Source organism: Peterkaempfera bronchialis, assembly GCF_003258605.2.
Classification (GTDB): Bacteria; Actinomycetota; Actinomycetes; order Streptomycetales; family Streptomycetaceae; genus Peterkaempfera; species Peterkaempfera bronchialis.
The window spans coordinates 1,493,344-1,520,109 of sequence record NZ_CP031264.1; the positions used below are offsets into that span (position 1 = coordinate 1,493,344).

Consider the following 26,766-nt stretch of genomic DNA (forward strand, 5'->3'; position numbering starts at 1 on the left):
TCCGGGCACCCCTTCTCTCCTGGTGAGACGGGCTCTCCTGGCGGGACGGCTCAGGACGCGGCGTGCGCCCGGTCGGCGGCCCGGGAGCGCAGCAGCTCGGCCGCGGCTCCGGCCAGTGCCACCGGGTCGACCGGGTGGGAGACGGCGGCGTCGGCGCGGCTCCAGGCGGCCAGCCAGGAGTCCTGCGGCCGGCCGATCAGCACCAGCACCGGCGGGCAGCCGTAGATCTCGTCCTTGAGCTGGCGGCAGAGGCCCATGCCGCCGGCCGGCACCGCCTCGCCGTCCAGCACGCAGAGGTCGATGCCGCCTCCGCTCTTACGGGTGGCGTCCAGCGCGCGGACCACCGCGGGCGCCGTCGCGCACTCCAGGTACTCCACCGCCGGCAGGTCGGCCGCGGGCCGCCGGCCGAGGGCCAGGCGCACCTGCTCGCGGGTATTGCGGTCGTCGCTGTAGACGAGGACGGTGACGGTCTCGTGCGCCATGGACGATGCCCCCGGGGACTCGGCGGGATGTGATCGGGACCACTTGACTGCTGCTGGATGGTACTCCGGATCACGGCCCGCGACACCCCGCCTGAGCCGTTGGAGGGTACGTCACAAGCTGGACACACCGAGGGACCACCCCCGGAGTGAAGGCGGAATAAGGGACCGACATAATGTCGGTCGTGGCGACAGCAACAGCAGTAGAAACCGGGCACGCGCACGGATCGGTCAACCGACCGAACATGGTCAGCGTCGGAACCATCGTCTGGTTGAGTTCCGAACTGATGTTCTTCGCGGCCCTCTTCGCGATGTACTTCACGCTCCGGTCCGTGACGGGGCCCGACTTCTGGCACTCGAAGGCGCATGCGCTCAACGTGCCCTTCTCCGCGACCAACACCACGATCCTGGTGCTCTCCTCGTTCACCTGCCAGATGGGTGTCTTCGCCGCCGAGCGCGGCGACGTGAAGAAGCTCCGCTCGTGGTTCGTGCTGACCTTCATCATGGGCGCGATCTTCATCGGCGGTCAGATCTTCGAGTACACCGAGCTGGTCAAGGAGGACGGCCTGTCGCTGTCCTCGGACCCGTACGGCACGGTGTTCTACCTGACCACCGGCTTCCACGGCCTCCACGTGACGGGTGGCCTGATCGCCTTCCTGCTGGTCCTCGGCCGTACGTACGCCGCCAGGCGGTTCACCCACGAGCAGGCCACGGCCGCCATCGTGGTGTCCTACTACTGGCACTTCGTCGACGTCGTCTGGATCGGCCTCTTCGCGACCATCTACCTGATCAAGTAGCGGTCACCGGCCGACCTGCCTGCCGACCGGCACCTCCAGACGACCAAGATCCTCACACCGGGGTTATCCGTGAAAAAGCTCTCCGCACGACGGCGCCACCCGCTGGCGGCGCTTGTCGTCCTACTCTTCGCGCTCGCGGCCACCGGGGGGCTGTACGCCGCGTTCGCGCCCGCCGAGAAGGCGCAGGCCGACACCTCCTCGCAGTCGCTCAGCATCGAGGAGGGCAAGAAGCTCTACGCCGTCGGCTGCTCCTCCTGCCACGGCCTCAACGGCCAGGGCTCCAGCGACGGCCCGACGCTGGTGGGCGTGGGCGGGGCTGCGGTCGACTTCCAGGTCGGTACCGGACGCATGCCGGCGCAGCAGCCCGGCGCGCAGGTGCCTGCCAAGAAGAACATCTACTCGCAGGCCCAGATCGACCAGCTCGCCGCGTATGTCGCCTCGCTCGGCCCTGGTCCGGTGCCCCCGCTGCCGGGCCAGTACGACCCGGCCAAGGGTGACGTCGCCGCGGGCGGAGAGCTCTTCCGCACCAACTGCGCGCAGTGCCACAACTTCGCCGGCAAGGGCGGTGCCCTGACCAACGGCAAGTACGCCCCGGCGCTGGACAGCACCTCGCCGAAGCACATCTACGAGGCCATGCAGACCGGCCCGCAGAACATGCCCTCCTTCCCCGACTCGGTCATGCCCGAGAAGCAGAAGCGCGACATCGTCGCATACGTCCGCCACGCCGCCGAGGCGCCCAGCCCGGGCGGTATGGACCTCGGCAGCCTCGGCCCGGTGGCCGAGGGCCTCTTCGGCTGGATCTTCGGGCTGGGCGCGCTGATCGCCGTCGCCATCTGGGTCGCCGCCCACACCACCAAGGCCAAGAAGTCATGAGCCAGGACATGTCTGAAGAGAACCTGCCGGAGCGCCGCAGCTCCGAGAGCCACGAGGTGGCCGCGCACGACGACCCGTTCGCCGACCCGGGGCTGCCGCCCCACGAGGTCCGCCGCACGGACATCGACGAGCGGGCTGCCAAGCGCGCCGAGCGCCAGGTGGCGCTGCTGTTCACGGTCTCGATGCTGGCCACCGTCGCCTTCATCGCCTCGTATGTCGCCTTCGACATCGACACGATCGTGTTCATCTGGCCGTTCGGCCACGTCAGCCTCCTCAACTTCGCCCTGGGCATCACCCTCGGCGTCGCGCTCTTCTGCATCGGCGCCGGCGCGGTCCACTGGGCCCGCACGCTGATGTCGGACGTCGAGGTCGCCGACGAGCGCCACCCGATCGAGGCTTCGGAGGAGGTCCGGAGCAAGGTCATCGCCGACTTCAAGCAGGGCGCCGCCGAGAGCGGCTTCGGCCGCCGCAAGCTGCTCCGCAACACCCTGATCGGCTCCATGGCGCTGGTCCCGCTCTCCGGTGTGGTGCTGCTGCGCGACCTCGGGCCGCTGCCCGAGAAGAAGCTGGAGCACACCGGCTGGGACCAGGCCACCCCGGCCGCGCCGCTCAAGCTGGTCTCGATGAACACCGAGCAGCCGCTGAAGGCCGAGGACATCACGGTCGGCTCGCTGGTCTTCGCCATGCCCGAGACCCTGTCGATGGACTCCGAGAACTTCCAGGAGGCCATCGCCAAGGACGCGGTGATGCTGGTGCGCATCGCGCCGGAGGACATCAAGGACCGCCCCTCGCGTGACATGGGCTTCGAGGGCGTCCTCGCCTTCTCGAAGATCTGCACCCACGTCGGCTGCCCGATCAGCCTGTACGAGCAGCAGACCCACCACGTGCTGTGCCCCTGCCACCAGTCCACGTTCGACCTCGCCGACGGCGCCCGGGTGATCTTCGGCCCGGCCGGCCACCCGCTGCCGCAGCTGGCGATCAAGACGGACGCGCAGGGCAACCTGATCGCCACGGGTGACTTCAACGCGCCCGTCGGCCCGAGCTACTGGGAACGCGCATGAGTGCCGCGAGCAGCGCCGCCTCCGGCGGCGGCAAGCCGAGCAGCAGCCGAGCCAAGCCGGCCAACAAGGCCGAGGCGGCTGCCGACTGGGCGGACGGCCGACTCGGCATCTACAGCCTGGCCAAGTCCAACATGCGGAAGATCTTCCCGGACCACTGGTCCTTCATGCTGGGCGAGATCTGCCTCTACACCTTCATCATCATCATCCTGACCGGGGTCTACCTCACCCTGTTCTTCAAGCCGAGCATGGGCGAGGTCGTCTACCACGGCTCCTATGCGCCGCTGAACGGCATCAGGATGTCGGAGGCCTACGCCTCCACCCTGGACATCAGCTTCGATGTGCGCGGCGGTCTGCTGATCCGGCAGATCCACCACTGGGCCGCGATCCTCTTCGTGGCCGCCATGCTCGTCCACATGATGCGCGTCTTCTTCACCGGCGCGTTCCGCAAGCCCCGTGAGATCAACTGGATCTTCGGTGCGCTGCTGCTGATCCTGGGCATGTTCGACGGCTTCATGGGCTACTCGCTCCCCGACGACCTGCTGTCGGGTACCGGCATCCGGTTCATGGAGGGCGCCGTGCTGGCGGTGCCGCTGGTCGGCACGTACCTGTCGATGTTCCTGTACGGCGGCGAGTTCCCCGGCCACGACATCATCCCCCGGCTCTACACCGTCCATGTGCTGCTGATCCCGGGCATCATGCTGGGCCTGCTGGTGGGACACCTGATCCTGGTCGTCTACCACAAGCACACCCAGTTCGCCGGTGCCGGCAGGACCGAGAAGAACGTCGTGGGCATGCCTCTGATGCCCGTCTACATGGCCAAGGCCGGCGGCTTCTTCTTCCTGGTCTTCGGTGTCACGGCGGTGATCTCGGCCATCGCGACGGTCAACCCGGTCTGGTCGGTCGGCCCGTACCGGCCGGACCAGGTCTCCACCGACGCGCAGCCCGACTGGTACATGGGCTTCTCCGAGGGCCTGATCCGACTGATGCCGGGCTGGGAGATCCGGGCCTGGGGCCACACCCTCAACCTGGGTGTCTTCATCCCGCTGATGATCTTCCCGCTGGTGCTGGTGGCCATCTGGGTCTACCCGTTCATCGAGGCGTGGATCACCGGCGACAAGCGCGAGCACCACATCCTGGACCGCCCGCGCAACGCGCCCGTGCGCACCGGCTTCGGCGCGGCCTGGATCAGCCTCTACCTGGTGCTGCTGATCGCTGGTGGCAACGACCTGTTCGCCACGCACTTCCATCTGTCGATCAACGCGATCACCTGGACGATGCGGATCGGGTTCTTTGTGATCCCGGTGCTGACCTTCATGGTCACCAAGCGGATCTGCATGGGTCTCCAGCGCCGCGACCGCGACAAGGTGCTGCACGGCCGCGAGAGCGGCATCATCAAGCGCCTGCCGCACGGTGAGTTCATCGAGGTCCACCAGCCGCTGTCGCCGGCCCAGCTGCACAAGCTGACCGCCCACGACCAGCTCAAGCCGGCCGAGCTCCCCGCCGCAGTGGACGAGAACGGTGTCGCCCGCAAGGTGACGCTCTCCCAGAAGCTGCGGACCAAGATCTCCCGGGGCTACTTCGGCGAGGACGGCCAGATCCCCAAGCCGACCGCCGAGGAGTACAAGGAGATCACCAGCGGCCACGGTCACCACTGACCCGACCGCACCTGCTACGCCACCCAGAGGGCCCGCCCCCGGCATCCGCCGGGGGCGGGCCCTCGGCCGTTGCCGCCACAATGGGGCCACCACCCACCGTCACCCGCACCGTCACACCTGCCGCCCCGCCGAGCCCGAGGGACCCGTACCGTGCAGATCACCGTCGACCCGTCCTCCCCCGTCCCGCCGTATGAGCAGATCCGCGCGCGGATCGCGGAGCTGGCCCGCTCCGGCGAGCTGCCCACCGGCCACCGGCTGCCTGCCGTGCGGGCGCTGGCCGCCGAACTGGGCCTGGCGGCCAACACGGTGGCCCGCGCCTACCGCGAGCTGGAGGCCGACGGCGCGGTGGAGACCCGGGGCCGGCACGGTACGGTCATCGCCGCCGCCGGTGACGCGGCCCACCGCAGGGCGGCGGCTGCGGCCGAGGCGTACGCCGAGCGGGCCCGGCACCTGGGCCTGACCCCGGAGGAGGCTCTGCGGGCCGTGACGACCGCGCTGCGGGTCGCCTACGGGGAGTCGGAACAGCCCTAGGGTCCGCCGGTCGGGCCGGAGCTGGGGGCGGCCGGGGGCGAGGCGGCGTGCCAGGGGACGGTGCCCGACTCCTGGGCGCAGAACGCCTGCGGGAAGGGGTCCACCGGCTCGCCCCGGTCGCGGCGGGCCCTGACCCCCCGGCAGAAGGCGGTGAAACTGCCCTCCGACATACCGTCCAGCTCATTGGTCCGGCCGGCGTACCGCTCCCGCTGGCGGCAGTGGAAGGCCAGGTCGTAGTCGAGCGTGGGGTCCCCGGCGGCGGCCCGCCGGTCGACCGCCGAACAGGTGGGGCTGGACCCGGCGGCGGACCGCCTGCCCTGCGCCCGGGCGTCCTGCCGCAGCGCCTCCATGGCGTTGGACTCCTGCTGGTCGCAGGCGATGGCCTTGGCGGTGTCCACCGCCCGGCCCGCGCCGAGCGCCGCGGTGAGGGCCGCACAGTCGGGGGTCTGGCTGACGCCGAGCACCTTGACCGCCTGGAGGCGGCCGGGAGCCGGGGGCGTACCGCCTCCGGAGAGCGCGGCCAGCCCGGCGGCGGCTGTGCCGGCGACCAGCAGGCCGCCGATCAGCAGGCCCCCGGCGACCGGCATCCCTCTGCGGCGCGCGGCGGGACGAGTCGCACCACCCATGGCCACTTCCTTCCCAGATGCCCCCACCCGGCCGGCGGGCTCCCGGGGGAGGCCGCCGGAGCGACGCACATGCTCGGATCCTGGATACGGTGCCCGGCGGGGGCCGGCTCACCTCGGCTTCGGTCTGATGGCTCTCATGACGGCGGTCTCACAGCAGCGGCGCCAGGGTTCCGGCCGGGCGGGCCTGGATGTCCCCCGGGGCGGCGCCGCCGGACATGCCGGGGGCCCCGGTGGAGACCGGCCCGCCACCGGCGGAGCCGGCCAGCCAGGCGCTCCAGGAGAGGTTCCAGTCGCCGAAGCCGTTGCCGAACGGCTCCATCCCATGGCCCTTGCTGTTGACCACCTGGACGATGTCGCCGACCCGGACCTGGCTGTAGAACCAGTGGGCGTTCTCGGTGGACATCCCGGTACAGCCGTGGCTGACGTTCGCCCGGCCCTGCGAGCCCACCGACCAGGGCGCCGCGTGCACATACTCGCCGCTCCAGGTGACCCGGGTCGCCCACCTCACATCCAGGCTGTACGCCTCCGAACTGCCCGAGGAGATGCCGACGGTCTCCCCGTCCATCCGCACCTCGGCCTCCTGGCCCAGCACCACCTTGATGCCGTTGCGGGTCTCGAAGCCGCGCTTGCCGGTGGTCACCGGGATGGTCCTGACCACCGTCCCGTTGCGGCGGAACGTCAGATAGTCGCTGGCGGCGTCCACCACGGCCACCACCCGGTCCCCGGTGCGGAAGGAGATCCGGCTGGGAGCGCCGCCGTAGAGGCCCTTGCGGATGTGCCGCCCCTGGGCGTCGAAGGCGACCTGTACGGCGGTGTGCGCGGGCCAGTAGTGCTCCGGGCGGAAGTGCAGGGTGGTGTCGTCCACCCAGTGCCAGGCGCCGGTGACGGCGGGCTGCGAGGTGACCTTGAGACCGTGCTCCACGGCCGCGCGGGCGGCCGGTTCATGGACCGGGCGGGAGAGCGTCACGGTGACGGGTTCGCCGACGCCGTACACACCGGACCCGCCGTCCTGCTGGCCGGGGCCCAGCTCGGCGGTGAGCAGCGCGGGTCCGGGCTTGGTGGTGAGGGTGGCGATGGTCTCGCCGCGTCCGCCCCGGCCGTCGTCGGCGCCGATCAGCACGGTGTAGCGGGCGCCGGCGGCCAGCGGCGAGGTGCTGCGCCAGCTGCGTTCGTCGGCGGCGAGGGCTCCGGCGACCTGCCGTCCGTCGGCGGCGGTCACGGTGACGTCGGTGAGTCGGCCGCTGACCACGGAGACGGTGAGCGGCGCGGCCGGGTCGGCGGCGTGGCCGGCGGCGGGTGTCAGGCGGACCAGCGGTGCGATGTCCAGCCTCTTCGGCGGGCTGACGTCGGTGTCGGCGCGGTGCGAGGTGGTGCAGGCGGTGCCGAGCAGGGCGAGGGAGCCGAGCACCTTCACCGTGCGCGACGGGCCCACCCGCGATCTCCGACCAACCGCAGTGCTCATCGCTGCCTCCGTCTCACCGACGATCGATCACATCGTAGGAAGATCAGACAGGGCCGGGCATTCCGGGCAGGAAGGGCTACCCCCCGTACGGGTGAGTCCGCCACCCGTACGGGTGCACAGACGGCCGGGCCCGGACACCTCGCGGAGGTGTCCGGGCCCGGCCGTCGAACCGCTGGGAACCGGCGGCTACTGGTTCTGGTTCTCGCCCCGGTAGTACTCGAAGACCCAGCCCCAGAGGGAGACCAGGATGATCGGCAGGGACCAGTAGAGCAGCCACCAGCCGAAGATCACGCCCAGGAAGGCGAGCGCGCCACCGAAGCCCAGGCCCAGCGGCTGCCAGCTGTGCGGGCTGAAGAAGCCCTGCTCACCGGCGTCGTCGGAGACCTCGGCCTCGGGGTTGTCACCGGCCCCGGTGTCCACCCGCCGGGCGGTGAAGCCCAGGTAGAAGGCGATGAAGATGCAGAGACCGAACGCGAGGAAGAGCGCGGTGGTGCCTGCCGCCTCCTTCGACCACAGACCGTAGGTGATCGCCACGGCCAGGATGAAGATGGACAGGCCTCCGAAGATCTTGCCCTGTTCCTTCATCAGACGTCCCCCTCCTTCTGCGCACCCGGGGCCGCGGCAGCGGTGAGGTGCTTGGCGGGCTCGCCGTGGTTCTCCAGGTAGTCCTGAGCGGCGATCTCCGGGTGGTGCAGGTCGAACGCCGGGGATTCCGACCGGATGCGCGGCAGGGTGAGGAAGTTGTGCCGCGGCGGCGGGCAGGAGGTGGCCCACTCCAGGGAGCGGCCGTAGCCCCAGGGGTCGTCCACGGTGATCTTCTCGCCGTACTTGGCGGTCTTCCAGACGTTGTAGAGGAACGGCAGGATCGACAGGCCGAGCAGGAACGAGGCGATGGTGGAGACCGTGTTCAGGGTGGTGAAGCCGTCGGACGCCAGGTAGTCGGCGTACCGGCGGGGCATGCCCTCGGCGCCCAGCCAGTGCTGCACCAGGAAGGTGCCGTGGAAGCCGACGAAGAGCGTCCAGAAGGTGATCTTCCCCAGCCGCTCGTCCAGCATCTTGCCGGTCATCTTGGGCCACCAGAAGTGGAAGCCCGCGAACATCGCGAAGACCACGGTGCCGAAGACCACGTAGTGGAAGTGGGCGACGACGAAGTACGAGTCCGAGACATGGAAGTCGATCGGCGGGGAGGCCAGCAGCACGCCGGTCAGGCCACCGAAGAGGAAGGTGACCAGGAAGCCGACCGTCCAGAGCATCGGGGTCTCGAAGGAGAGCGACCCCTTCCACATGGTGCCCAGCCAGTTGAAGAACTTCACCCCGGTCGGGACCGCGATCAGGAAGGTCATAAAGGAGAAGAAGGGCAGCAGCACCTGTCCGGTGACATACATGTGGTGCGCCCAGACCGTCACCGAGAGGCCGGCGATGGCGATGGTGGCCGCGATCAGACCGGAGTAGCCGAACATCGGCTTGCGGCTGAAGACCGGGATGATCTCCGAGACGATGCCGAAGAACGGCAGCGCGATGATGTACACCTCCGGATGGCCGAAGAACCAGAAGAGGTGCTGCCAGAGGATGGCTCCGCCGTTGGCCGGATCGAAGACATGGGCCCCGAACTTGCGGTCCGCCTCCAGCGCGAAGAGCGCGGCGGCGAGCACCGGGAAGGCCAGCAGCACCAGGACACCGGTGAGCAGCACATTCCAGGTGAAGATCGGCATCCGGAACATCGTCATGCCGGGCGCGCGCATGCAGATGATCGTGGTGATGAAGTTGACCGAGCCGAGGATGGTGCCGAAGCCGGAGAAGGCCAGACCCATGATCCACATGTCGGCGCCGATGCCCGGGGTGCGCACCGCGTCGGAGAGCGGCGCATAGGCGAACCAGCCGAAGTCGGCGGCGCCCTGCGGGGTGAGGAAGCCGGCGACCGCGATCAGCGAGCCGAACAGGTAGAGCCAGTAGGCGAACATGTTCAGCCGGGGGAACGCCACATCCGGCGCACCGATCTGCAGCGGCATGATCCAGTTCGCGAAGCCGGCGAAGAGCGGCGTCGCGAACATCAGCAGCATGATCGTGCCGTGCATGGTGAACGCCTGGTTGAACTGCTCATTGGTGAGCAGCTGGGTACCCGGGCGGGCCAGCTCGGCACGCATGACCAGGGCGAGGACGCCGCCGATCAGGAAGAAGGCGAACGACGTACCGAGGTACAGCGTGCCGATCGTCTTGTGGTCGGTGGTGGTCAGCCACTTCACCGCGGAACGACCCTTGCGGGTGCGCGGTTCACCCCCGACCACCGGGGCCGGAGTGGCGCCCCCGGTTGCCCGCTGGGGCTCGCTGAGGATGGTCACTTCTCACTTCCCGTGGTGATGAGGCCGGACGGCACCGCGCCGGTCTGGCCCTTGGCCCGGAGCTCCGCCAGATGCTTCTGGTAGTCGGCCGGGGAGACGACCTTGACGTTGAAGAGCATCCGCGAGTGGTCCACACCGCACAGCTCCGCGCACTTGCCGCGGAAGGTGCCGTAGGCGGTCGGAGTCACCTCGAACTGGTTCACCAGACCCGGGACGACGTCCTGCTTCATCAGGAAGTTGACCGTCCAGAAGTCATGGATGACATCGCGCGAGGTCAGCTTGAAGAGAACGGACTCGCCCTTCGGCAGGTACAGCGTCGGAGGCTGGGCGGGGGAGCCCACCTCGTAGGCGCCGTTGGGGTTCTTGCCGTGCTCGTCGTTCTCGTAGTTGAACGCCCAGCTCCACTGGAAGCCGACCACGTTGACGATGTGGTCCGGCTTCTTGGAGGTGTGGAGCAGGCGGGTCTCGTCACGCGCGGTGAAGTAGAAGAGCACCGAGACGATGATGATGGGGACCGCGGTGTAGAGCGCCTCGATGGGCACGTTGTACCTGGTCTGGGGCGGAACCTCCACCTTGGTGCGGCTGCGCCGGTGGAAGATCACACTCCAGATGATCAGGCCCCAGACCAGCACGCCGACCACCAGTGCAGCGATCCAGGAACCCTGCCACATCTGGAGGACCATCGGTCCTTCCTTGGTGACAGGCGAGGGCAGGCCGAGCCTGGGGAGGTCCTGGGACGAGCAGCCGGTGGCGGTCGCGATGACGAGGCCCAGTGCCAGCGCCTGAGGCAGCTTCCGCCGCATCGTGCGCCGCGGCGAGCGGTCGGAGCCGTTGGGACTCACGTAGCGCCTTCCCGAAGTCTCGCCCGCGATCGCGCCCGCCGAAGGAAGGTTTGGCGCCTTCACCCGGTGGGGCCCGGCCACGGGCAGGGTTTGGATGTTTATGCGCGCCAAACCCTACTCCAGGCTTATCCGGGTCTCACGGGCAGGTCCCGGTAACGCGCCGTCCGGGAACCCGATCAGCCCCTGACGGCACGGAATCGCAGGTCACAAGGTTCGTACAGCCGATCGGGGGACGCCTGAGACGGGGTCTCGCGGGAGGCGTAAGGAGACCCCGGGCGGGGTATTCCCGTGATCGGCTGACGGGCGGTAAGTCCGCCCGCTCAGGGCTGCCCGGATCGGGCTACCGTGGGCCATGTGCCCTACTTCGACGCGGCCTCCACCGCACCCCTGCACCCGGTCGCCCGGCAGGCGCTGACCGCCGCTCTGGACGAGGGCTGGGCCGACCCCGCCCGGCTCTACCGGGACGGGCGGCGGGCCCGGATGCTGCTGGACGCCGCGCGGGAGACCGCCGCCGAGGTGCTGGGCGCCCGGCCGGACGAGGTCTCCTTCACCACCTCCGGTACCCAGGCCGTGCAGCTCGGGGTGCTGGGCGCGCTGGCCGGCAACCGGCGGACGGGGCGTCACCTGGTGCACTCGGCGGTGGAGCACTCCAGCCTGCTGCACGCCGCCGAGGTGCACGCGGCGGCCGGCGGCGAGGTGACCGAGGTGCCGGTGGACCGGCTGGGGCGGGTGAATGCGGCACGGTTCGCCGCCGCGCTGCGGCCCGCCGGGGTCGGCGGGGTCGGCGGGGTCGGCGGCGGGGTGGGCGGTGCCACCGCCCTGGCCTGCCTCCAGTCCGCCAACCATGAGGTGGGCACCGTGCAGCCGGTGGCCGAGGCCGCCGAGCTGTGCGCCGCGGCCGGGGTGCCGCTGCTGGTGGACGCGGCGCAGAGCGCCGGCCGGGTGCCGGTCCCCGGCGGCTGGTCGCTGCTGGCCGCCAGCGCCCACAAGTGGGGCGGCCCGGCCGGGGTGGGGGTGCTGGCGGTACGGAAGGGGGTGCGCTACTCCTCCCCGCTGCCCGCCGACGAGCGGGAGCGCGGCCGGGTGCCGGGCTTCGTCAACGTCCCGGCGATCGTGGCCGCCGCCGCCTCGCTGCGCGCCGTACGTGGGGAGGCCGAGGCGGAGGGCGCCCGGCTGCACGCCCTGGTGGAGCGGATCCGGGCGCGGGTGCCGCAGCTGGTGCCGGATGTGGAGGTGGTGGGCGACCCGGTGCACCGGCTCCCCCACATCGTGACCTTCTCCTGCCTCTATGTGGACGGCGAGGTGCTGCTCACCGAGCTGGACCGGGCCGGCTTCGCGGTCTCCTCCGGCTCGTCCTGCACCTCCAGCACGCTGACCCCGAGCCATGTGCTCAAGGCGATGGGGGTGCTGACCGAGGGCAATGTGCGGGTCTCGCTGCCGTACGGCGCCGAGGAGGCCGATGTGGAGCGCTTCCTGGAGGTACTTCCCGAAGTGGTGGGCACGGTGCGCGCCCCCCTGGGCCTGGACGCGCCCCCCTCCGCCGCCTCCGCGCCCGCCCCGGTGCTGGTGGTGAACGCGCTGGGACGGCGGTGCCCGATCCCGGTGATCGAGCTGGCGAAGCGGATCGGCGAGGTCCCGGCGGGCGGCACCGTCGCGGTGCTCTCCGACGACGAGGCGGCCCGGCTGGACATCCCCGCCTGGTGCGGGATGCGCGGCGAGGAGTACGCCGGCGAGGCCCCGGCCGCCGACTACGGCGGCGACCGGGGCACGGCCTACCTGGTGGTGCGGCGCGGCTGATCAGCTGCTGAGGTGCGCCCGGACCTCGGCGGCGGCGGTGTCGCCGTACGCCTTGGCAAACCGCTCCAGGAAGTGGCCCCGGCGGAGCTCGTACTCCTGGGTGCCCACGGTCTCGATGACCAGGGTGGCCAGCATGCAGCCGATCTGGGCGGCGCGCTCCAGGCCGAGCTCCCAGGAGATGCCCGCCACAAAACCGGCCCGGAAGGCGTCGCCGACACCGGTCGGGTCCACCTTGGCCTCCTCCTCCGGGCAGCCGACCTCGATGGGCTGCCCGCCCCGGCGGTCGATGCGCACGCCCCGGGCGCCGAGGGTGGTGACCCGGGTGCCGACCCGGTCCAGGATCTCGTCGGCGGTCCAGCCGGTCTTGGTCTGGATCAGGGCGGCCTCGTACTCATTGGTGAGCAGGTACTCCGCGCCCTCGATCAGCTCCCGGATGTCGTCGCCGTCCATCCGGGCCAGCTGCTGGGAGGGGTCGGCGGCGAAGGCGTAGCCACGGGCCCGGCACTCCTGGGTGTGGCGCACCATCGCCTCGGGGTCGTCGGCGCCGATCAGCACCAGGTCCAGCCCGCCGACCCGGTCGGCGATCGGCTTCAACTCGATGTTGCGGGCCTCGGACATGGCGCCGGTGTAGAAGGAGGCGATCTGGTTGTGGTCCGCGTCGGTGGTGCAGACGAAGCGCGCGGTGTGGCGCAGCTCGGAGATCAGCACCGACCCGGTGTCCACGCCGTGCCGCTCCAGCCAGGAGCGGTACTCGGCGAAGTCGGGCCCGGCGGCGCCGACCAGCAGCGGGCGCAGGCCGAGCAGGCCGAGGCCGAAGCAGATGTTGGGGCCCACGCCGCCCCGGCGCACGTCGAGGGCGTCGACCAGGAAGGAGAGCGAGACCGTGTGCAGCTGGTCGGCGACGAGTTGGTCGGCGAAGCGGCCGGGGAAGGTCATCAGGTGATCGGTGGCGATCGAGCCGGTGACGGCGATGCGCACGGCGGGGTCTCCTCGGTGGGTGGACGCGGGTGAACGGGTTCGAACCCTCACACGGTACCCGGGCACGGTTCGAGGGCGGTGGAAGCGCCGCGATCCGCCTCCGGAGCGTGCACGCGGGACTACCGTCCGAGAGCCTGGGGTGGCGGGGCCGTGGCGGGGCGGCTTCGCGGTGCCGCCGCGCGCCGCCTCCCTGGTGGCCGGAATGGCGGAGTACGGAGACTGACCGTCGGTCATGGGAACCGGTGGCGGACCGGCCGCGTCCCACCGGCGGTTCCGCGTCGGCGGGGCCGTACCGGCAGAGCGCGCGCCAGGAGGTCGAACGGTGGATCCAGAGAAGGCATCCGAGCCCCGGGAGTCCGAGAGCACCGGTGATGCCCCACGCCCCGAGGCGGCGGCTGGGGCGGCGACCGGGGCGTCCGGGCAGGACGGCGGGGGCGCGGCGGGGGCCGGTCGGCGGCTGCGCCGGGGGTGGCCGATGTCGCTGGCGGCGGCGGTGGCGGTGCTGGTGGTGGGCGGCGGCACCGCCTGGCTGGCGCATGGCACCTCCGGCTCCGACCGGGTGCAGGACACCGCCCGGGTGGATGCGGCGGCGGCCCCCGGAGCCGCGGACGGGGCGCCGGCCGCGCCGCCGGCCGCCGGCAAGGGCGGGCCGATCGAGGTACGGCCGCCCGAGGGTGCTCCCTCCGCGAGCCTGCCCGGCGGTCGGCCGGACGGGACCGGCGCCCACGCGGCGCGCTCGTACACCGTGGACGGCAAGCAGCTGACGGTGTGGTTCTGGGGCGGCGTCTGCGAGACCTATGCGCTGCGGACCGATGAGTCCCGGGACGGCGAGGTGGCCGTACGGGTGGTGGTGGACAAGCCGGCGGCCGAGGGCGAGGTCTGTCCGATGATCGCCAAGTACCAGCCGGTGCGGGCGGATCTGGAGCAGCCGCTGGGCGCCCGGCGGGTGGTCGACGCGACCACCGGCACGGCACTGGTGCACGGTGCCAGGCCGCCGGTGATGCCGCGCCCGGGCGTGGTCGCGCCCACCGCGAAGGTCCCCCACTAGCAGCGGACAGTCAGCGGACATACGGCGGGCGGCGGCCTCGGGGGATCCCGGAGCCGCCGCCCGCCGTCTGCCGATCAGCTGAAGGAGTCGCCGCAGGCGCAGGAGCCGGTGGCGTTGGGGTTGTCGATGGTGAAGCCCTGCTTCTCGATGGTGTCGACGAAGTCGACGGTGGCCCCGCCCAGGTAGGGCGCGCTCATCCGGTCGGTGACGACCTTGACGCCGCCGAAGTCCTTGACGACGTCGCCGTCGAGCGAGCGCTCGTCGAAGAAGAGCTGGTAGCGCAGGCCGGAGCAGCCACCCGGCTGGACCGCGACCCGCAGCGCGAGGTCTTCGCGGCCCTCCTGTTCGAGCAGGCCCTTGACCTTGGCCGCGGCGGCATCGGTGAGGATGATGCCACTTTCGACGGTGGTCTCGTCCTGGACGGTCATCTGCATACTCCCGGTCTTTGACGACAGACTGCCACCAGCACCAACCGGCGGCCTCCCGGAGGTATTCCGGGTGTGGACCCCGGGGCCTCTGCCGCCGGGACACGGCGGGTGGCGGCCCCGCTGCGTCCATGCTCGCACACCGGCCCGATGCGGTCACGGCCGAGCAGAGCCCCGCTACCCGGTCGGACGTGCGACGACGAGATCGCGCCGAGCAGCACCGAAAGGCTGCCGGACCGGCCCGCGCCATGCCAGCGTGGAGCCATGATCCTGCGACCGGTGCGTGACACGGCGGCCGATGCCGAGGCGGTGTACGAGGTGGCCCAGGCGGCGTTCCATGCGCTGGCGGTCTCCCGGGGCGAGCCGGTGGAGGAGCCGACGCCGGAGAGCCGGGCACGGGAGCTGGCCTGGTACCGCCATCTGGCGCGGCACAGCCCGGAGGGGTGCTGGCTGGCCGAGGAGGACGGCCGGCCGGCCGGGGTGGCGCTGTCGGGGCGCCGCGAGGGCACCTGGTTTCTCGCCCTCTTCGCGGTGCGGCCGGAGGCGCAGGGCAAGGGGGTCGGGCTGATGCTGCTGGAGCAGGCGCTCCAGCACGGGCGGGGCTGCCTGCGCGGGATGATCAGCTCCTCCCCCGACCCGAGGGCCGCCCGGCGCTACCGGCGGGCCGGGTTCACCCTGTACCCCGTGATGGGGCTGCGCGGCCCGGTGGACCGCTCGGGGCTGCGCGACCCGGGGGAGATTCCGGTGCATCCGGGCGGGGCCGCGCACCGGCATCTGCTGGAGTCGGTGGACCGGCTGGTGCGCGGCGCCTCGCACGGGGTGGACCACGACTTCCTGGCGCTGCACTCGGACGAGCTGCTGGTCGCCGACACCCTGGCGGGCAGCGGCTACTGCTACCGGCGCGGCGGCCGGGTGACGCTGCTGGCCGCCACCTCGCGGCGGCTGGCGGTGCGGCTGCTGCGGGAGGCGCTGGCCCGGGTGCCGGACGGGGTCGAGGCGTCGGTGGCCGAGCTGACCGCCGAGCAGGAGTGGGCGGTGGACGTCGGGCTGGAGGCGGGGCTGGCGCTCTCCAACCGGGGCTATCTGGCGCTGCGCGGGATGCGTCCGCCGTCGCCGTATGTGCCCAACGGCGGCTTTCTGTGAGCAGCCTGTGAGCGGCCGTTCGGGCGCGGGCGCCGGTCAGGCCATGGTGGCCAGGATCTCCCGCACCATCGCCATGCTGGTGCCGGGGTGCAGGAAGGCGAAGCGGGCGACGGTCTCGCCCTCCCAGCCGGTGGGGGTGACAAAGCCGACCTGCCCGGCCAGCAGCCGGTGCGACCAGTCGTAGTAGTCGTGGGAGCCCCAGCCCTTGCGGCGGAAGACGACGGCGGACAGCTCCGGGTCGCGGACCAGTTCCAGGTGCTCGCTCTCCCGGATCAGCTGCGCGGTGTCGCGGGCGAGCCGCAGCCCCTCCTCGATGGCGTCGGTGTACGCCTCGGTGCCGTGCACCGCCAGTGAGAACCAGAGCGGCAGGCCACGGGCGCGGCGGGTGAGGTGGTAGGCGTAGTCGGTGGGGTTCCACTCCTCGCCCTCGGTGTGCAGGCAGTCCAGGTAGGAGGCGTCCTGGGTGTGCACGCCCTTGGCCAGCCACGGCTTGCGGTAGATCAGCGCGGCGCAGTCGAACGGTGCGAAGAGCCACTTGTGCGGGTCGACCACAAAGGAGTCGGCGCGCTCGATGCCCTGGTAGCGGTCGCGGACGGAGGGGGCGAAGAGGCCCGCGCCGCCGTAGGCGCCGTCCACATGGAACCAGAGGTCGAAGTGGCCGGCCACGTCGGCCACGCCTGCCAGGTCGTCGATGATGCCGGCGTTGGTGGTCCCGGCGGTGGCGACGACGCCGATGATGGACGGCCGGTCGTCGTCGGCTTCGATGGCGGCGCGCAGCGCCTCGCCGGTGAGGCGGTGTCCCTCGGTGGGGACGACCAGGGCCTCCACTCCGATGATGTTGAGGGTGTTGATGATCGAGGAGTGGGCCTGGTCGCTGACCGCGATCCGCAGCCGGGCGCGGGCGTCGACGCCGTGCTTGCGGCGGGCGGTGTCGCGGGCGACGACCAGGGCGGAGAGGTTGCCGGCCGAGCCGCCGGAGACAAAGCAGCCGCCGGCGGTGGCGGGCAGTCCGGCCCGGTCGGAGATCAGCCGGAGCACCTGGTTCTCGGCGGCGATGGCGCCGGCCGCCTCCAGCCAGGAGATGCCCTGGAGGGAGGCGCAGGAGACCACCATGTCGAAGAGGAGTGCGGCCTTGGTGGGGGCGCAGGGGATGAAGGAGAGGTAGCGCGGGCTGTCGGCGGAGATCACGGCCCGGCTGAGGTGCTGGTCGTAGAGTTTCATCACCTCGGCGGGGTCGTTGCCGTGCTCGTTCAGCAGCCCGTCCAGGTGGGCGCGGAGCTTGTCGCCGTCCCCGGGGTGGTCCAGCGGGACCGGGTCGTACTGGAGGCGGGCCCGCATGTAGTCGAAGACCAGGTCGACCAGTGAGGCGTCGTACTGGTGCATGCGGTGCGGCACAGCGGACACGGGCATCCCTCTCGGCGGCGGCTGAGGTGTGGGGCGGGGCGGGGGGGACCGGGAGCTCCGGCGAACTCGGCGATGATCACTGGTCGCACGCATGTCGCCGGAGCGGTCCCGGGCCGGGCGGGCCCGCGCCCGGCGGATCTCCGCAGGGGCGTCAGGGGCGCAGCCGGACGGGGTTCAGCCTAGGCAGGGGGCGGCGCCGGGCGCGCGTCGATCTTTTGCACGGCGCGCAGCATTCGGGCGTGTTCGCCGGGGTCCATGCAGGATTCCTGCATGGATTCCCGCACGGTAAGCCGATCAGCGCCTCAGCCGATCAGCGCCTCAGCCGATCAGCCGGGAGAGGACGACGGAGCTGCGGCTGCGCTGGACGCCCGGTTCGCGGCGGATGCGCTCGATCACGGCGTCCAGGTGGCGCATGTCGGCGGCGCGCAGGTGGACCAGGGCGTCGGGGTCGCCGGTGACCGTCCAGGCGGCGACCACCTCGGGGAACTGCCGCAGGCTGGCCAGGATCTCCTCGGGCGAGGTGCGTTCGCGGCAGTAGACCTCCACAAACGCCTCGGTGCCCCAGCCGAGCAGCCGGGGGTCGAGGACCACGGTGAAGCCGCGCACCACGCCACGGGCGCGCAGCCGGTCGATGCGCCGTTTGACGGCGGTGGCGGAGAGGTTGACCTCGGCGCCGATGCGGGCGTACGAGGCGCGGCCGTCCTCGCCGAGCCGACGCAGCAGCCGCCGGTCGATGTCGTCCAGGTCGGCGTCGGGCGCGGAGTGCAGGGGCGGGAGCGGGCCGTGGCCGACGGGACGGCTCGTACTCATGGGATGCGGCTCCCGCAGTTGGTGAAGGCGGGGCGATGTACCCCGGGGCCCTTGAGAATCAACGCCCTCACCAGGCTAATGCCTGGGATTCGGTGCCGGGATCACCATGGTCGCCCGCGTCACATCGACAGAGTGGCCATCGTCAATCTGACACGAACGGGTTATGATAGATAACGTCAGATAGACGAAAAGCCGTTGGCGATCGAAGAAGGGCATCGGCCCGTGACCACCACACCCGTCGCAGAGCCTCTGCTGGACGTCCAGCCCACCCCCCTTGCCCTGCTGCTCCTCGGCCGCGACGCCGACCCGGACAGCGAGCGCGGCGTCGAGTGTCCCGGGGACCTCCCCGCCGCCTCCGACCCGGGCCTGGTGGAGCGCGCCCGCGCCGCCAAGGCACGCCTCGGCGAGCGCGTCTTCATCCTCGGCCACCACTACCAGCGGGACGAGGTCATCGAGTTCGCCGATGTCACCGGCGACTCCTTCAAGCTGGCCCGCGACGCCGCCGCCCGCCCCGAGGCGGAGTACATCGTCTTCTGCGGTGTGCACTTCATGGCGGAGTCCGCCGACATCCTCACCTCGGACCGGCAGCAGGTGATCCTGCCCGACCTGGCCGCCGGCTGCTCCATGGCCGACATGGCCACCGCCGAGCAGGTCGCCGAGTGCTGGGACGTGCTCACCGACGCCGGGGTCGCGGAGACCACCGTCCCCGTCTCGTATATGAACTCCTCCGCCGACATCAAGGCGTTCACCGGCCGTCACGGCGGCACCATCTGCACCTCCTCCAACGCCAAGCGGGCGCTGGAGTGGGCCTTCGGCCAGGGCGAGAAGGTGCTCTTCCTGCCCGACCAGCACCTGGGCCGCAACACCGCCGTCCGCGAGATGGGCTTCTCGCTCGACGACTGCGTGGTCTACAACCCGCACAAGCCGGGCGGCGGGGTCACCCCGGAGCAGCTGCGCGCCGCGAAGATGATCCTCTGGCGCGGCCACTGCTCGGTGCACGGCCGCTTCTCGCTGGACTCGGTGAACGAGGTCCGCGCCCGCATCCCCGGGGTGACCGTGCTGGTCCACCCGGAGTGCCGGCACGAGGTGGTGTCGGCGGCCGACCTGGTCGGCTCGACCGAGTACATCATCAAGGCGCTGGACGCGGCCCCGGCCGGCTCCAGCTGGGCCATCGGCACCGAGCTCAATCTGGTGCGCCGGCTGGCCAAGGCCCACCCGGACAAGGAGATCGTCTTCCTGGACCGGACGGTCTGCTTCTGCTCCACCATGAACCGCATCGACCTGCCGCACCTGGTGTGGGCGCTGGAGTCGCTCGCCGACGGCCGGGTGGTCAACCGGATCGAGGTCGACGCCGAGACCGAGACCTTCGCCAAGGCGGCGCTGGACCGGATGCTGGCCCTGCCGTAGCAGGTGCCGCTGAACGCGGGAGGGCCCCGGCATGTCGCCGGGGCCCTCCCGCGTGTGGTGCGCTGCCGCCGCGCTCAGCCGGGGATCAGGCCGTCGTCGCGCAGCAGGCGGCGGACCTCCTCCACCGTGGCGTCCGCGGCCGGCAGGATCAGGTCGGAGGGCTCCAGGGACTCCTCCGGCCTCGGCGAACCGGCCTCCCGCACCGCCGTCAGCAGATTGCCCAGCGCGGTGCGGAAAAGGCCCTCGTCGCCCCGCTCCAGGGCGGCGAGCAGTTCGTCGTCGAGCTGGTTCAGCCGGTCGAGGTGGCTTTCGGCCACATCCAGCTGCCCCTCCCCCATGATCCGGACGATCATGACGGCCCCCTCACTTCTCGAAGCGGTTGGGGGTGTCCTGCGGTGCGGACTGCGGCTGCTGCTGGCCGTTGCCCTGCTCCAGCGCCTGCTGCGGCGAACCGCCGGAGAGCTCCGCCTTCATCCTGGCCAGCTCCAGCTCGACATCGGCGCCGCCGCCGATCCGCTCCAGCTCCGCCTCGATGTCGTCCTTGCGCATGCCGCTCGGGTCGTCCAGCGCACCCGAGGCCAGCAGCTCGTCGATCGCCCCGGCCCGGGCCTGCAACTGGGCGGTCTTGTCCTCCGCCCGCTGGATGGCCAGGCCGACATCGCCCATCTCCTCGGAGATGCCGGAGAAGGACTCCGCGATCCTGGTCTGCGCCTGGGCCGCGGTGTATGTGGCCTTGATGGTCTCCTTCTTGGTACGGAAGGCGTCCACCTTGGCCTGCAACCGCTGCGAGGCGAGCGTCAGCTTCTCCTCCTCGCCCTGCAACTGCTGGTACTGCGTCTCCAGATCGCCGATCTGCTGCGCCAGCGCACCCTTGCGGGTCAGCGCCTCGCGCGCGAGGTCCTCGCGGCCCAGGGAGAGCGCCTTGCGCCCCTGGTCCTCGTACTTCGCCGACTGCTGCTGCAACTGCTGGAGCTGGAGCTCAAGGCGCTTGCGCGACGTGGCGACATCGGCCACACCCCGGCGCACCTTCTGAAGCAGCTCAAGCTGCTTCTGGTACGAGTAGTCGAGCGTCTCGCGCGGGTCCTCCATCCGGTCCAAGGCCTTGTTCGCCTTGGAGCGGAAGACCATCCCCATCCGCTTCATGATTCCGTCGCTCATGGGCCTCGGGCGCCCCCTTCTCAGGCCAGCTGTTCTCTCGTACCAACACTACGGGCACCGGGGTGCCTGCCGCACCGCACCTGCCTGCAACAAGACTGCTACACCGGAGGCCGGAGCGGCATCGTCCGCACGACGGATAAGGGCACTAGGGGTCGGACGCCGACACCACGTACTCTTCTCTACGTGTTCCGACGCCGTTCCCAGGATGACCCCGCCGCTGCCACCGCACTCGCGGACGAGCAGACCGCCCAGTCCCGCGACCCGCAGGCGCCCAAGGGCAGGCCCACGCCCAAGCGCAGCGAGGCGCAGGCCAACCGCCGCACCCGCGCCTCCGTCCCCAAGGACCGCAAGGAGGCCGCCCGGGACGCCCGCACCCGGATGCGCGCCGAGCGGGAGAAGCAGCGCCTGGCGCTGCTCAACGGGGACGAGCGGGCGCTGCCGCCCCGTGACAAGGGACCGGTGCGGCGCTTCGCCCGGGACTACGTCGACTCCCGCTTCACCGTCGCGGAGTGGTTCCTGCCCTTCGCCGTGGTGATCCTGATCCTCAGCGTGGTGCGCAACCCGGCCCTCCAGTTCCTCTCGCTGATGCTCTGGCTGGTGATCATCGTGGCGATCGTGCTGGACTCCGTCCGGCACGCCCTGGGCCTGCGCAAGCAGCTCCGGGAGCGCCTCCCCAAGGAGAGCCACAAGGGCGCCACCGCCTACGCGCTGATGCGCACCCTCCAGATGCGGCGGCTGCGGCTGCCCAAGCCGCAGGTCAAGCGGGGGGCCAAGCTCTGAGTACGGCGCCGGTCCCGTCCTGGTCCGGCGGGCTGCCCGAGCAGCACGCCGGCGGTCATGACCACCTTCCCGCCCCGGCCGCCGGCTTCACCCCCGGCGCCGGGGCGTGGCTCTCCCACCTGGGGGGCCTGCGCAACACGGTGCGGCAGGAGCTGGTCTCCCGGCAGCTCGCCGAGCAGCTGGCGGAACACTTCGGCGAGGACGGCCCCGGACGGCCGCTGCGGGTGCTGGACACCGGCTGCGGGCAGGGCGTCCAGGCGCTGCGGCTGGCCCGCGCCGGACACCTGGTGACCGGCCTGGACTCCGATCCGGTCGCCCTCGGCGCGGCGCAGGCCGCGCTGGCCGCGGAATCGGCCGAGGTGCGGGCCCGTGCCCGGCTGCTGGCGGGCGACGGCCGCGAGTGCGGCCGGTGGTTCGGGCCCGGCAGCTTCGATGTGGTGCTCTGCCACGGCGTGCTGATGTACCTGCCCGAGCCCGGCCCGATGCTGGCCTCGCTGGCCCGGGTGCTGGCCCCCGGCGGGCTGCTGTCGCTGCTGGTGCGCAACGGCGGCGCAGTGGCCATGCGGCCGGGTCTCACCGGCGACTGGCGGGCGGCGCTCCAGGCGTTCGACGGCGGCCAGGACGGTGGCCTCCGGCACACCGGCCTGCTCGGCCCGCCGACCCGCGCCGACCGGCTGGAGCAGCTGGCCCCGGTGCTGGGCTCGATGGACGTCCCGCTGCGGCACTGGTACGGCGTACGGGTCTTCACCGACGCGGTCCCGGACGACGCCCCGCTGCCCGCCGACGGCCGGCAGCTGGCCCAGCTGCTGGAGGCGGAGGAGCGGGCCGGCCGCACCGACCCGTACCGGCAGGTGGCCCCGCTGCTCCATGTGGTGGGGGCCAGACGCGCTGCGGTGTGATCATCCGCGGGTTACAGTCGCCTGCATGGAATTTCGTCATCTCGGCCGCAGCGGCCTCATCATCAGCGAGATCGCGTACGGCAACTGGCTCACCCACGGTTCCCAGGTCGAGGAGGAGGCCGCGCTCTCCTGTGTGCGTGCCGCCCTGGACGCCGGGATCACCACCTACGACACGGCCGACGTCTACGCCGAGACCCGCGCCGAAGCCGTCCTCGGGCGGGCGCTGAAGGGCGAGCGCCGGGAAGGGCTGGAGATCTTCACCAAGGTCTTCTGGCCGACCGGGCCCGGCCGCAACGACCGGGGTCTGGGCCGCAAGCACATCATGGAGTCCATCGACGGTTCGCTGCGCCGGCTCCAGACCGACTATGTCGACCTCTACCAGGCGCACCGCTACGACCCCTCCACCCCGCTGGAGGAGACCATGGTGGCCTTCGCCGACGTGGTCAGGTCCGGCAAGGCGCTCTACATCGGCGTCTCCGAGTGGACCGCCCAGCAGATCCGCGAGGCCCACACGCTCGCCCAGGAGCTGCGGGTGCCGCTGGTCTCCAGCCAGCCGCAGTACTCGATGCTGTGGCGGGTGATCGAAGCCGAGGTCGTGCCCACCTGCGAGGAGCTGGGACTGGGACAGATCGTCTGGTCGCCGATCGCCCAGGGCGTGCTCACCGGCAAGTACACGCCGGGCACCCCGCCGCCGGCCGGCAGCCGCGCCACCGACTCCAAGGGCGGCGCCACCATGGTCTCCCGCTTCCTGGGCGACGACGTGCTGGAGCGGGTGCAGCGGCTGAAGCCGCTCGCCGACCAGGCGGGCCTGTCGCTCGCCCAGCTGGCGGTCGCCTGGGTGCTCCAGAACCCCAATGTCTCCGCCGCCATCATCGGCGCCTCCCGGCCCGAGCAGGTCGGCGAGAACGTCAAGGCGGCCGGGGTGAAGCTGGAGCCGGAGCTGCTCAGCGCCATCGACGCCGTCCTCGACCCGGTGGTCGAGCGCGACCCGGCGCGCACCGCCGAGGGGTCGCCCAAGACCCGCCCGTAAGACCCGCACGCAGCAGCACGGAGGGGCGGCAGCCGGTCGGCTGCCGCCCCTCCGCGTCGCGCTCAGCCCTCGTGCAGGCTCATGGTGTAGACGGCGCTGCCGTCCTCCAGCAGCGCCGCCTGGTCGATCCCGTCCTCCAGCAGCTGCTGCCAGCTCTCGCCGATCCAGGACTCCGCGTCGCCCTGGGTCGGGAACTCCTCCTGGCCCCCCGCCGGGGCCACCACGGAGCCGTCGGCCTTCTCATACCGCCACGTCCACGCCATGCCCGGCTCCTCCCGGTCGTCTCCGCGCGGCGTGCGCCGCGCCGTCAGTGCGCACAGTAGCCGAGCGGTGGCCCGCTGATCACCACCCCGACGGCGCTGCCACGCGGCCCGCAGGTCAGGATGGCCGCATGACGCGCACCCTGATCCTCGGCGGCGCCCGGTCCGGCAAGTCCACCCGGGCCGAGCAGCTGCTGGCCGACCACGCCGATGTGCTGTACGTGGCCACCGGCGGCACCCGGGAGGGCGACGCCGGGTGGGCGCAGCGGGTGGCGCTGCACCGCGAGCGGCGCCCGGCCTCCTGGCGTACCGCCGAGACCTGCGACCTGGAACCGCTGCTCCGCGACCCCGCCGACCCGGCCCCGCTGCTGGTGGACTGCCTGGCGCTCTGGCTCACCGGGGTGATGGACGACTGCGGCGCCTGGGACGACGCGGTCTGGTCCGGCGGCGGCGAGCGGGCGGTGCAGGCGCGGGCCGCGTCACTGGCGGCGGCCTGGCGGGAGACCCGGCGCACCGTGGTCGCGGTGAGCAACGAGGTGGGCATGGGCGTGGTGCCGGCCACCGCTGCGGGCCGCCGGTTCCGGGACGAGCTGGGGCGGCTCAACATGGCCCTGGCGGAGGCCTCGGAGCGGGTGCTGCTGGTGGTGGCCGGGCAGGTGTTGCCGATCCGGCAGGGCTGACCGGTAGCCTTCGTGCCGATGGACAGCACTGTGGATCTGGATGCGTTCTCCTCCCTGGTGGAGCGGCCCGACGAGACCGCCCGGCGGGCCGCCGAGGAGCGGTGGGCCGCGCTCGACCTGCCGCGCGGCGGACTGGGTCAGCTCCAGGAGCTGGGCGGTTGGCTGGCGGGCGTTCAGGGGCAGTGGCCGCTGCGGTCGGTGGAGCAGCCCCGGGTGCTGCTCTTCGCGGGCGACCACGGGATCGCCTCGCTGGGCGTCTCGGCACTGCCGGCCGGGGGCACCGCAGCCCGGGTGCGGACCGTGCTGGACGGCGCGGCGCCGGTGAATGTGCTGGCCCGGCGGTTCGGGGCCCGGGTCCGGGTCGTGGACATGGCGGTGGACGCCGAGGAGGACGCCTTCCCGGCCGAGGTCGTACGGCACCGCGTGCGGCGCGGCTCCGGCCGGATCGACATCGAGGACGCGCTCACCCAGGACGAGGCCGAGCGGGCCTTCCTGGCCGGGGTCGCGGTCGCCGACGAGGAGGCCGACTCCGGCACCGACCTGGTGGTCCTGGGCGACCTCGGCGCGGGCTCCACCACGGTCGCCGCCGTGCTGGTCGGCGCGCTCTGCGGGACCGACGCGGCGGCGGTGACCGGGCGCGGCTCGGGCATCGACGACCGGGTGTGGATGGTCAAGTGCGCCGCGATCCGGGACTCGCTGCGGCGGGCCCGGCCGGTGCTCGGCGACCAGCTCGCGCTGCTGGCCGCGACCGGCGGCGCGGACTTCGCCGCGATCACCGGGTTCCTGCTGCAGAGCGCGGTACGGCGTACCCCGGTGCTGCTGGACGGCGTGGTGTCGGCGGCCTGCGCCCTGGTGGCGCAGCGGATCGCCTTCCGGGCGCCCGAGTGGTGGCGGGCCGGGCAGGCGACCGGGGAACCGGCGCTGATCAAGGCATACGACCGGCTCACCCTGGACCCGCTCCAGGACCAGCGGATCACCATGGGCGAGGGCGTCGGCGCCCTGATGGCCCTGCCCCTGCTCCAGGCAGCCGCCGCGACGCTCGCCGAACTCCCCCCGGCCGAGGCCGAGCCCACCACGTGAGGCCCGGTCTGCCGCCGCTGCACGGGCTGCGGTTCGCCTTCGGCACGCTCTCGGTCCTGCGGGTCCGGGTGGACCGCTGGGACCGGCCGACCGCCGGGGCCGCGATGCTCTGGGCGCCCCTGGTGGGCCTGGTCCTGGGCGCCACCGCCGCCGCCTGCGGAGCTGCGGTCTCCCTGCTCGGCGGCGGCCCGCTGACGGCGGCGGTGGCGGCGGTCGCCGTACCGGCCTGGCTGACCCGAGGGCTGCACCTGGACGGGCTGGCCGATGTCGCCGACGGGCTGGGCAGCGGCAAACCGGCCGAGGACGCGCTGCGCATCATGAAGCAGTCGGACATCGGCCCGTTCGGGGTGGTGACGCTGGTACTGGTGCTGCTCGGTCAGGTCGCGGCGCTGGCCCAGGCATACGGCACAGGCGCCTGGCGGGGCGCGCTCGCGGTGGTGACGGCAGCGGTGGCGGCACGCTGCGCCCTCGCCTGGGGCTGCCGCCGCCCGGTCCCGCCCGCCCGCCCCAGCGGCCTGGGCGCCGCCGTCGCCGGCACGGTGAACACCCCCGCCGCCGCAGCGGTGACGACCGGTTGGGCACTGCTGCTGCTAGGGGCGGCGGCGTTCACGCACGGCCCGGCGGCGGCCCGCTACCCGGTGGCGCTGCTGCTCGGCGTGGGCTGCGGCCTGCTCCTGCTGCGGCGCTGCGTACGGCGCTTCGGCGGCATCACCGGCGACGTCCTGGGCGCCCTCGCAGAGACAACGGCCACCGCCACCCTGCTCGCCCTCACCCTGCTGCCCCCAACCGCCTGACCAAGCCCAAGGGCTGCTGGAACGGTGACCCCCGGTGGAACGGGAAGGCCGAGCGAGCACGGGATACCCGCCGAGATCCCGCCAGGAACGGGTGCCCCCCGGCGCACTGGCCCGGGCGAGCGAGCACGGGATACCCGCCGAGATCCCGACGGGAACGGGTGCCCCCCGGTTGCACTGGGAAGGGCGAGCGAGCACGGGATACCCGCCAAGGTCCCGACGAGAACGGGTGACCCCCGGTTGCACTGGGAAGGGCGAGCGAGCACGGGATACCCGCCAAGGTCCCGAGCGGGAACGGGTGACCCCCGGTTGTACTGGGAAGGGCGAGCGAGCCAAAGGGCGCCGACGATGCCGAAAGCGAGGAGCGACAAGCGAGCGACGAAGGAGCGAGTGCCGGAGCGACGAGTGTCG

27 protein-coding genes and 1 pseudogene are annotated in these 26,766 nt (G+C 72.0%); 15 read left to right on the plus strand and 13 right to left on the minus strand.

Annotated features, from left to right (window positions below):
* Positions 1 to 50 precede the first annotated feature (50 nt).
* The gene (locus C7M71_RS06520; RefSeq protein ID WP_111491926.1) at positions 51 to 482 is read right to left on the minus strand and encodes a response regulator transcription factor; all 432 of its coding nucleotides are present in this window, start codon (positions 480 to 482) and stop codon (positions 51 to 53) included.
* 173 nt (positions 483 to 655) lie between these two features.
* On the opposite strand from C7M71_RS06520, the gene ctaE reads away from it, so the two are divergent.
* The 5 genes from ctaE (at position 656) to C7M71_RS06545 (ending at position 5,396) form a co-directional block, all read left to right on the plus strand.
* Positions 656 to 1,276, plus strand: coding sequence for an aa3-type cytochrome oxidase subunit III (ctaE, locus tag C7M71_RS06525; protein ID WP_111491925.1), 621 nt, complete (start codon positions 656 to 658; stop codon positions 1,274 to 1,276).
* A gap of 69 nt (positions 1,277 to 1,345) precedes the next feature.
* Positions 1,346 to 2,149 (plus strand): cytochrome bc1 complex diheme cytochrome c subunit, encoded by an 804-nt coding sequence (gene qcrC / locus C7M71_RS06530; RefSeq protein ID WP_111491924.1) that lies wholly within the window; start codon positions 1,346 to 1,348, stop codon positions 2,147 to 2,149.
* Positions 2,150 to 2,157: 8 nt separating this feature from the next.
* Entirely contained in the window at positions 2,158 to 3,210 is a 1,053-nt protein-coding gene (qcrA, locus tag C7M71_RS06535) for a cytochrome bc1 complex Rieske iron-sulfur subunit (RefSeq protein ID WP_229758577.1), read from the plus strand.
* A complete protein-coding gene (gene qcrB / locus C7M71_RS06540) occupies positions 3,207 to 4,865 on the plus strand; it encodes a cytochrome bc1 complex cytochrome b subunit (RefSeq protein ID WP_111491922.1) in 1,659 nt (552 codons plus the stop codon). Before qcrA ends, qcrB begins: the two co-directional genes overlap by 4 nt.
* A 150-nt stretch (positions 4,866 to 5,015) precedes the next feature.
* Complete coding sequence (locus C7M71_RS06545) at positions 5,016 to 5,396, plus strand: GntR family transcriptional regulator (RefSeq protein ID WP_111491921.1); 381 nt, start codon at positions 5,016 to 5,018, stop codon at positions 5,394 to 5,396.
* Here C7M71_RS06545 and C7M71_RS06550 read toward each other — a convergent pair.
* The 5 genes from C7M71_RS06550 to ctaC all read right to left on the minus strand — a co-directional run bounded on the left by C7M71_RS06550 (position 5,393) and on the right by ctaC (position 10,665).
* Entirely contained in the window at positions 5,393 to 6,022 is a 630-nt protein-coding gene (locus C7M71_RS06550; RefSeq protein WP_162824153.1) for a hypothetical protein, read from the minus strand. The two genes, C7M71_RS06545 and C7M71_RS06550, sit on opposite strands and share 4 nt — an antisense overlap.
* Before the next feature lie 148 nt (positions 6,023 to 6,170).
* Entirely contained in the window at positions 6,171 to 7,484 is a 1,314-nt protein-coding gene (locus tag C7M71_RS06555; protein ID WP_111491919.1) for a L,D-transpeptidase, read from the minus strand.
* Between the two features lie 186 nt (positions 7,485 to 7,670).
* Positions 7,671 to 8,069, minus strand: a complete 399-nt coding sequence (locus tag C7M71_RS06560; RefSeq protein WP_111491918.1) for a cytochrome c oxidase subunit 4 — start codon at positions 8,067 to 8,069, stop codon at positions 7,671 to 7,673.
* The gene (gene ctaD / locus C7M71_RS06565) at positions 8,069 to 9,823 is read right to left on the minus strand and encodes an aa3-type cytochrome oxidase subunit I (RefSeq protein ID WP_111491917.1); all 1,755 of its coding nucleotides are present in this window, start codon (positions 9,821 to 9,823) and stop codon (positions 8,069 to 8,071) included. Before ctaD ends, C7M71_RS06560 begins: the two co-directional genes overlap by 1 nt.
* Positions 9,820 to 10,665 (minus strand): aa3-type cytochrome oxidase subunit II, encoded by an 846-nt coding sequence (gene ctaC, locus C7M71_RS06570; protein WP_111491916.1) that lies wholly within the window; start codon positions 10,663 to 10,665, stop codon positions 9,820 to 9,822. The genes ctaD and ctaC overlap by 4 nt, the downstream gene beginning before the upstream one ends.
* Positions 10,666 to 11,019: 354 nt before the next feature.
* Here ctaC and C7M71_RS06575 point away from each other — a divergent pair, with 354 nt between their 5' ends.
* Positions 11,020 to 12,462: a cysteine desulfurase/sulfurtransferase TusA family protein gene (locus C7M71_RS06575; protein WP_114914673.1), complete on the plus strand. Its 1,443-nt coding sequence runs from the start codon at positions 11,020 to 11,022 to the stop codon at positions 12,460 to 12,462.
* Here the strand turns inward: C7M71_RS06575 and C7M71_RS06580 are convergent, their stop codons facing one another.
* Positions 12,463 to 13,440 carry a carbohydrate kinase family protein gene (locus C7M71_RS06580; RefSeq protein WP_162824154.1) on the minus strand — a complete coding sequence of 326 codons (978 nt, stop codon included), beginning with the start codon at positions 13,438 to 13,440 and terminating at the stop codon, positions 12,463 to 12,465. It abuts the gene before it with no gap.
* Positions 13,441 to 13,762: 322 nt separating this feature from the next.
* Between C7M71_RS06580 and C7M71_RS06585 the strand changes: the two genes are divergently transcribed.
* Positions 13,763 to 14,488: a hypothetical protein gene (locus C7M71_RS06585; protein WP_162824155.1), complete on the plus strand. Its 726-nt coding sequence runs from the start codon at positions 13,763 to 13,765 to the stop codon at positions 14,486 to 14,488.
* A 74-nt stretch (positions 14,489 to 14,562) separates the two neighbouring features.
* Here C7M71_RS06585 and erpA read toward each other — a convergent pair whose 3' ends face one another.
* The gene (gene erpA / locus C7M71_RS06590; RefSeq protein WP_111492675.1) at positions 14,563 to 14,916 is read right to left on the minus strand and encodes an iron-sulfur cluster insertion protein ErpA; all 354 of its coding nucleotides are present in this window, start codon (positions 14,914 to 14,916) and stop codon (positions 14,563 to 14,565) included.
* A 261-nt stretch (positions 14,917 to 15,177) separates the two neighbouring features.
* On the opposite strand from erpA, the gene C7M71_RS06595 reads away from it, so the two are divergent.
* Positions 15,178 to 16,056 carry a GNAT family N-acetyltransferase gene (locus C7M71_RS06595; protein ID WP_111492676.1) on the plus strand — a complete coding sequence of 293 codons (879 nt, stop codon included), beginning with the start codon at positions 15,178 to 15,180 and terminating at the stop codon, positions 16,054 to 16,056.
* 36 nt (positions 16,057 to 16,092) lie between these two features.
* On the opposite strand, the gene C7M71_RS06600 is transcribed toward C7M71_RS06595, so the two are convergent.
* Positions 16,093 to 17,460: a pyridoxal phosphate-dependent decarboxylase family protein gene (locus C7M71_RS06600; RefSeq protein WP_229758578.1), complete on the minus strand. Its 1,368-nt coding sequence runs from the start codon at positions 17,458 to 17,460 to the stop codon at positions 16,093 to 16,095.
* Positions 17,461 to 17,778: 318 nt separating this feature from the next.
* The gene (locus C7M71_RS06605) at positions 17,779 to 18,270 is read right to left on the minus strand and encodes an Lrp/AsnC family transcriptional regulator (RefSeq protein WP_111492677.1); all 492 of its coding nucleotides are present in this window, start codon (positions 18,268 to 18,270) and stop codon (positions 17,779 to 17,781) included.
* 222 nt (positions 18,271 to 18,492) lie between these two features.
* Here C7M71_RS06605 and nadA point away from each other — a divergent pair, with 222 nt between their 5' ends.
* A complete protein-coding gene (gene nadA / locus C7M71_RS06610) occupies positions 18,493 to 19,677 on the plus strand; it encodes a quinolinate synthase NadA (protein ID WP_111492678.1) in 1,185 nt (394 codons plus the stop codon).
* A gap of 74 nt (positions 19,678 to 19,751) precedes the next feature.
* On the opposite strand, the gene pspAA is transcribed toward nadA, so the two are convergent.
* Both pspAA and C7M71_RS06620 read right to left on the minus strand, forming a co-directional pair.
* A complete protein-coding gene (pspAA, locus tag C7M71_RS06615; RefSeq protein WP_111492679.1) occupies positions 19,752 to 20,030 on the minus strand; it encodes a PspA-associated protein PspAA in 279 nt (92 codons plus the stop codon).
* A 10-nt stretch (positions 20,031 to 20,040) separates the two neighbouring features.
* Complete coding sequence (locus C7M71_RS06620; protein ID WP_229758579.1) at positions 20,041 to 20,835, minus strand: PspA/IM30 family protein; 795 nt, start codon at positions 20,833 to 20,835, stop codon at positions 20,041 to 20,043.
* Between the two features lie 183 nt (positions 20,836 to 21,018).
* Here C7M71_RS06620 and C7M71_RS06625 point away from each other — a divergent pair, with 183 nt between their 5' ends.
* The 3 genes from C7M71_RS06625 (at position 21,019) to C7M71_RS06635 (ending at position 23,544) form a co-directional block, all read left to right on the plus strand.
* Positions 21,019 to 21,615 (plus strand): DUF3043 domain-containing protein, encoded by a 597-nt coding sequence (locus C7M71_RS06625; RefSeq protein WP_111492681.1) that lies wholly within the window; start codon positions 21,019 to 21,021, stop codon positions 21,613 to 21,615.
* A 140-nt stretch (positions 21,616 to 21,755) separates the two neighbouring features.
* Positions 21,756 to 22,514 carry a class I SAM-dependent methyltransferase gene (locus C7M71_RS06630; RefSeq protein ID WP_229758580.1) on the plus strand — a complete coding sequence of 253 codons (759 nt, stop codon included), beginning with the start codon at positions 21,756 to 21,758 and terminating at the stop codon, positions 22,512 to 22,514.
* A 25-nt stretch (positions 22,515 to 22,539) separates the two neighbouring features.
* Complete coding sequence (locus tag C7M71_RS06635) at positions 22,540 to 23,544, plus strand: aldo/keto reductase family protein (RefSeq protein WP_111492682.1); 1,005 nt, start codon at positions 22,540 to 22,542, stop codon at positions 23,542 to 23,544.
* A gap of 62 nt (positions 23,545 to 23,606) precedes the next feature.
* Here the strand turns inward: C7M71_RS06635 and C7M71_RS06640 are convergent, their stop codons facing one another.
* Complete coding sequence (locus C7M71_RS06640) at positions 23,607 to 23,807, minus strand: hypothetical protein (protein ID WP_111492683.1); 201 nt, start codon at positions 23,805 to 23,807, stop codon at positions 23,607 to 23,609.
* Between the two features lie 8 nt (positions 23,808 to 23,815).
* Between C7M71_RS06640 and cobU the strand changes: the two are divergent.
* The 3 genes and pseudogenes from cobU to C7M71_RS06655 all read left to right on the plus strand — a co-directional run.
* A pseudogene (cobU, locus tag C7M71_RS06645) lies at positions 23,816 to 24,484 on the plus strand (bifunctional adenosylcobinamide kinase/adenosylcobinamide-phosphate guanylyltransferase); the annotation flags it as partial.
* A gap of 18 nt (positions 24,485 to 24,502) precedes the next feature.
* On the plus strand, positions 24,503 to 25,564 hold the full coding sequence (locus C7M71_RS06650; RefSeq protein WP_111492685.1) for a nicotinate-nucleotide--dimethylbenzimidazole phosphoribosyltransferase: 1,062 nt from the start codon (positions 24,503 to 24,505) through the stop codon (positions 25,562 to 25,564).
* Positions 25,561 to 26,358 carry an adenosylcobinamide-GDP ribazoletransferase gene (locus C7M71_RS06655; RefSeq protein WP_229758581.1) on the plus strand — a complete coding sequence of 266 codons (798 nt, stop codon included), beginning with the start codon at positions 25,561 to 25,563 and terminating at the stop codon, positions 26,356 to 26,358. Before C7M71_RS06650 ends, C7M71_RS06655 begins: the two co-directional genes overlap by 4 nt.
* The last annotated feature ends 408 nt before the right edge of the window (positions 26,359 to 26,766 follow it).

Coding starts and splice junctions, on each gene's coding strand:
- C7M71_RS06520 (WP_111491926.1), bottom strand. CDS start 482: ATGGCGCACGAGACCGTCACCGTCCTCGTCTACAGCGACGACCGCAAT.
- ctaE (WP_111491925.1), top strand. CDS start 656: ATGTCGGTCGTGGCGACAGCAACAGCAGTAGAAACCGGGCACGCGCAC.
- qcrA (WP_229758577.1), top strand. CDS start 2,158: ATGTCTGAAGAGAACCTGCCGGAGCGCCGCAGCTCCGAGAGCCACGAG.
- qcrB (WP_111491922.1), top strand. CDS start 3,207: ATGAGTGCCGCGAGCAGCGCCGCCTCCGGCGGCGGCAAGCCGAGCAGC.
- C7M71_RS06550 (WP_162824153.1), bottom strand. CDS start 6,022: ATGGGTGGTGCGACTCGTCCCGCCGCGCGCCGCAGAGGGATGCCGGTC.
- C7M71_RS06555 (WP_111491919.1), bottom strand. CDS start 7,484: ATGAGCACTGCGGTTGGTCGGAGATCGCGGGTGGGCCCGTCGCGCACG.
- C7M71_RS06560 (WP_111491918.1), bottom strand. CDS start 8,069: ATGAAGGAACAGGGCAAGATCTTCGGAGGCCTGTCCATCTTCATCCTG.
- erpA (WP_111492675.1), bottom strand. CDS start 14,916: ATGACCGTCCAGGACGAGACCACCGTCGAAAGTGGCATCATCCTCACC.
- C7M71_RS06595 (WP_111492676.1), top strand. CDS start 15,178: ATGATCCTGCGACCGGTGCGTGACACGGCGGCCGATGCCGAGGCGGTG.
- C7M71_RS06605 (WP_111492677.1), bottom strand. CDS start 18,270: ATGAGTACGAGCCGTCCCGTCGGCCACGGCCCGCTCCCGCCCCTGCAC.
- pspAA (WP_111492679.1), bottom strand. CDS start 20,030: ATGATCGTCCGGATCATGGGGGAGGGGCAGCTGGATGTGGCCGAAAGC.
- C7M71_RS06620 (WP_229758579.1), bottom strand. CDS start 20,835: ATGAGCGACGGAATCATGAAGCGGATGGGGATGGTCTTCCGCTCCAAG.
- C7M71_RS06635 (WP_111492682.1), top strand. CDS start 22,540: ATGGAATTTCGTCATCTCGGCCGCAGCGGCCTCATCATCAGCGAGATC.
- C7M71_RS06640 (WP_111492683.1), bottom strand. CDS start 23,807: ATGGCGTGGACGTGGCGGTATGAGAAGGCCGACGGCTCCGTGGTGGCC.
- C7M71_RS06650 (WP_111492685.1), top strand. CDS start 24,503: ATGGACAGCACTGTGGATCTGGATGCGTTCTCCTCCCTGGTGGAGCGG.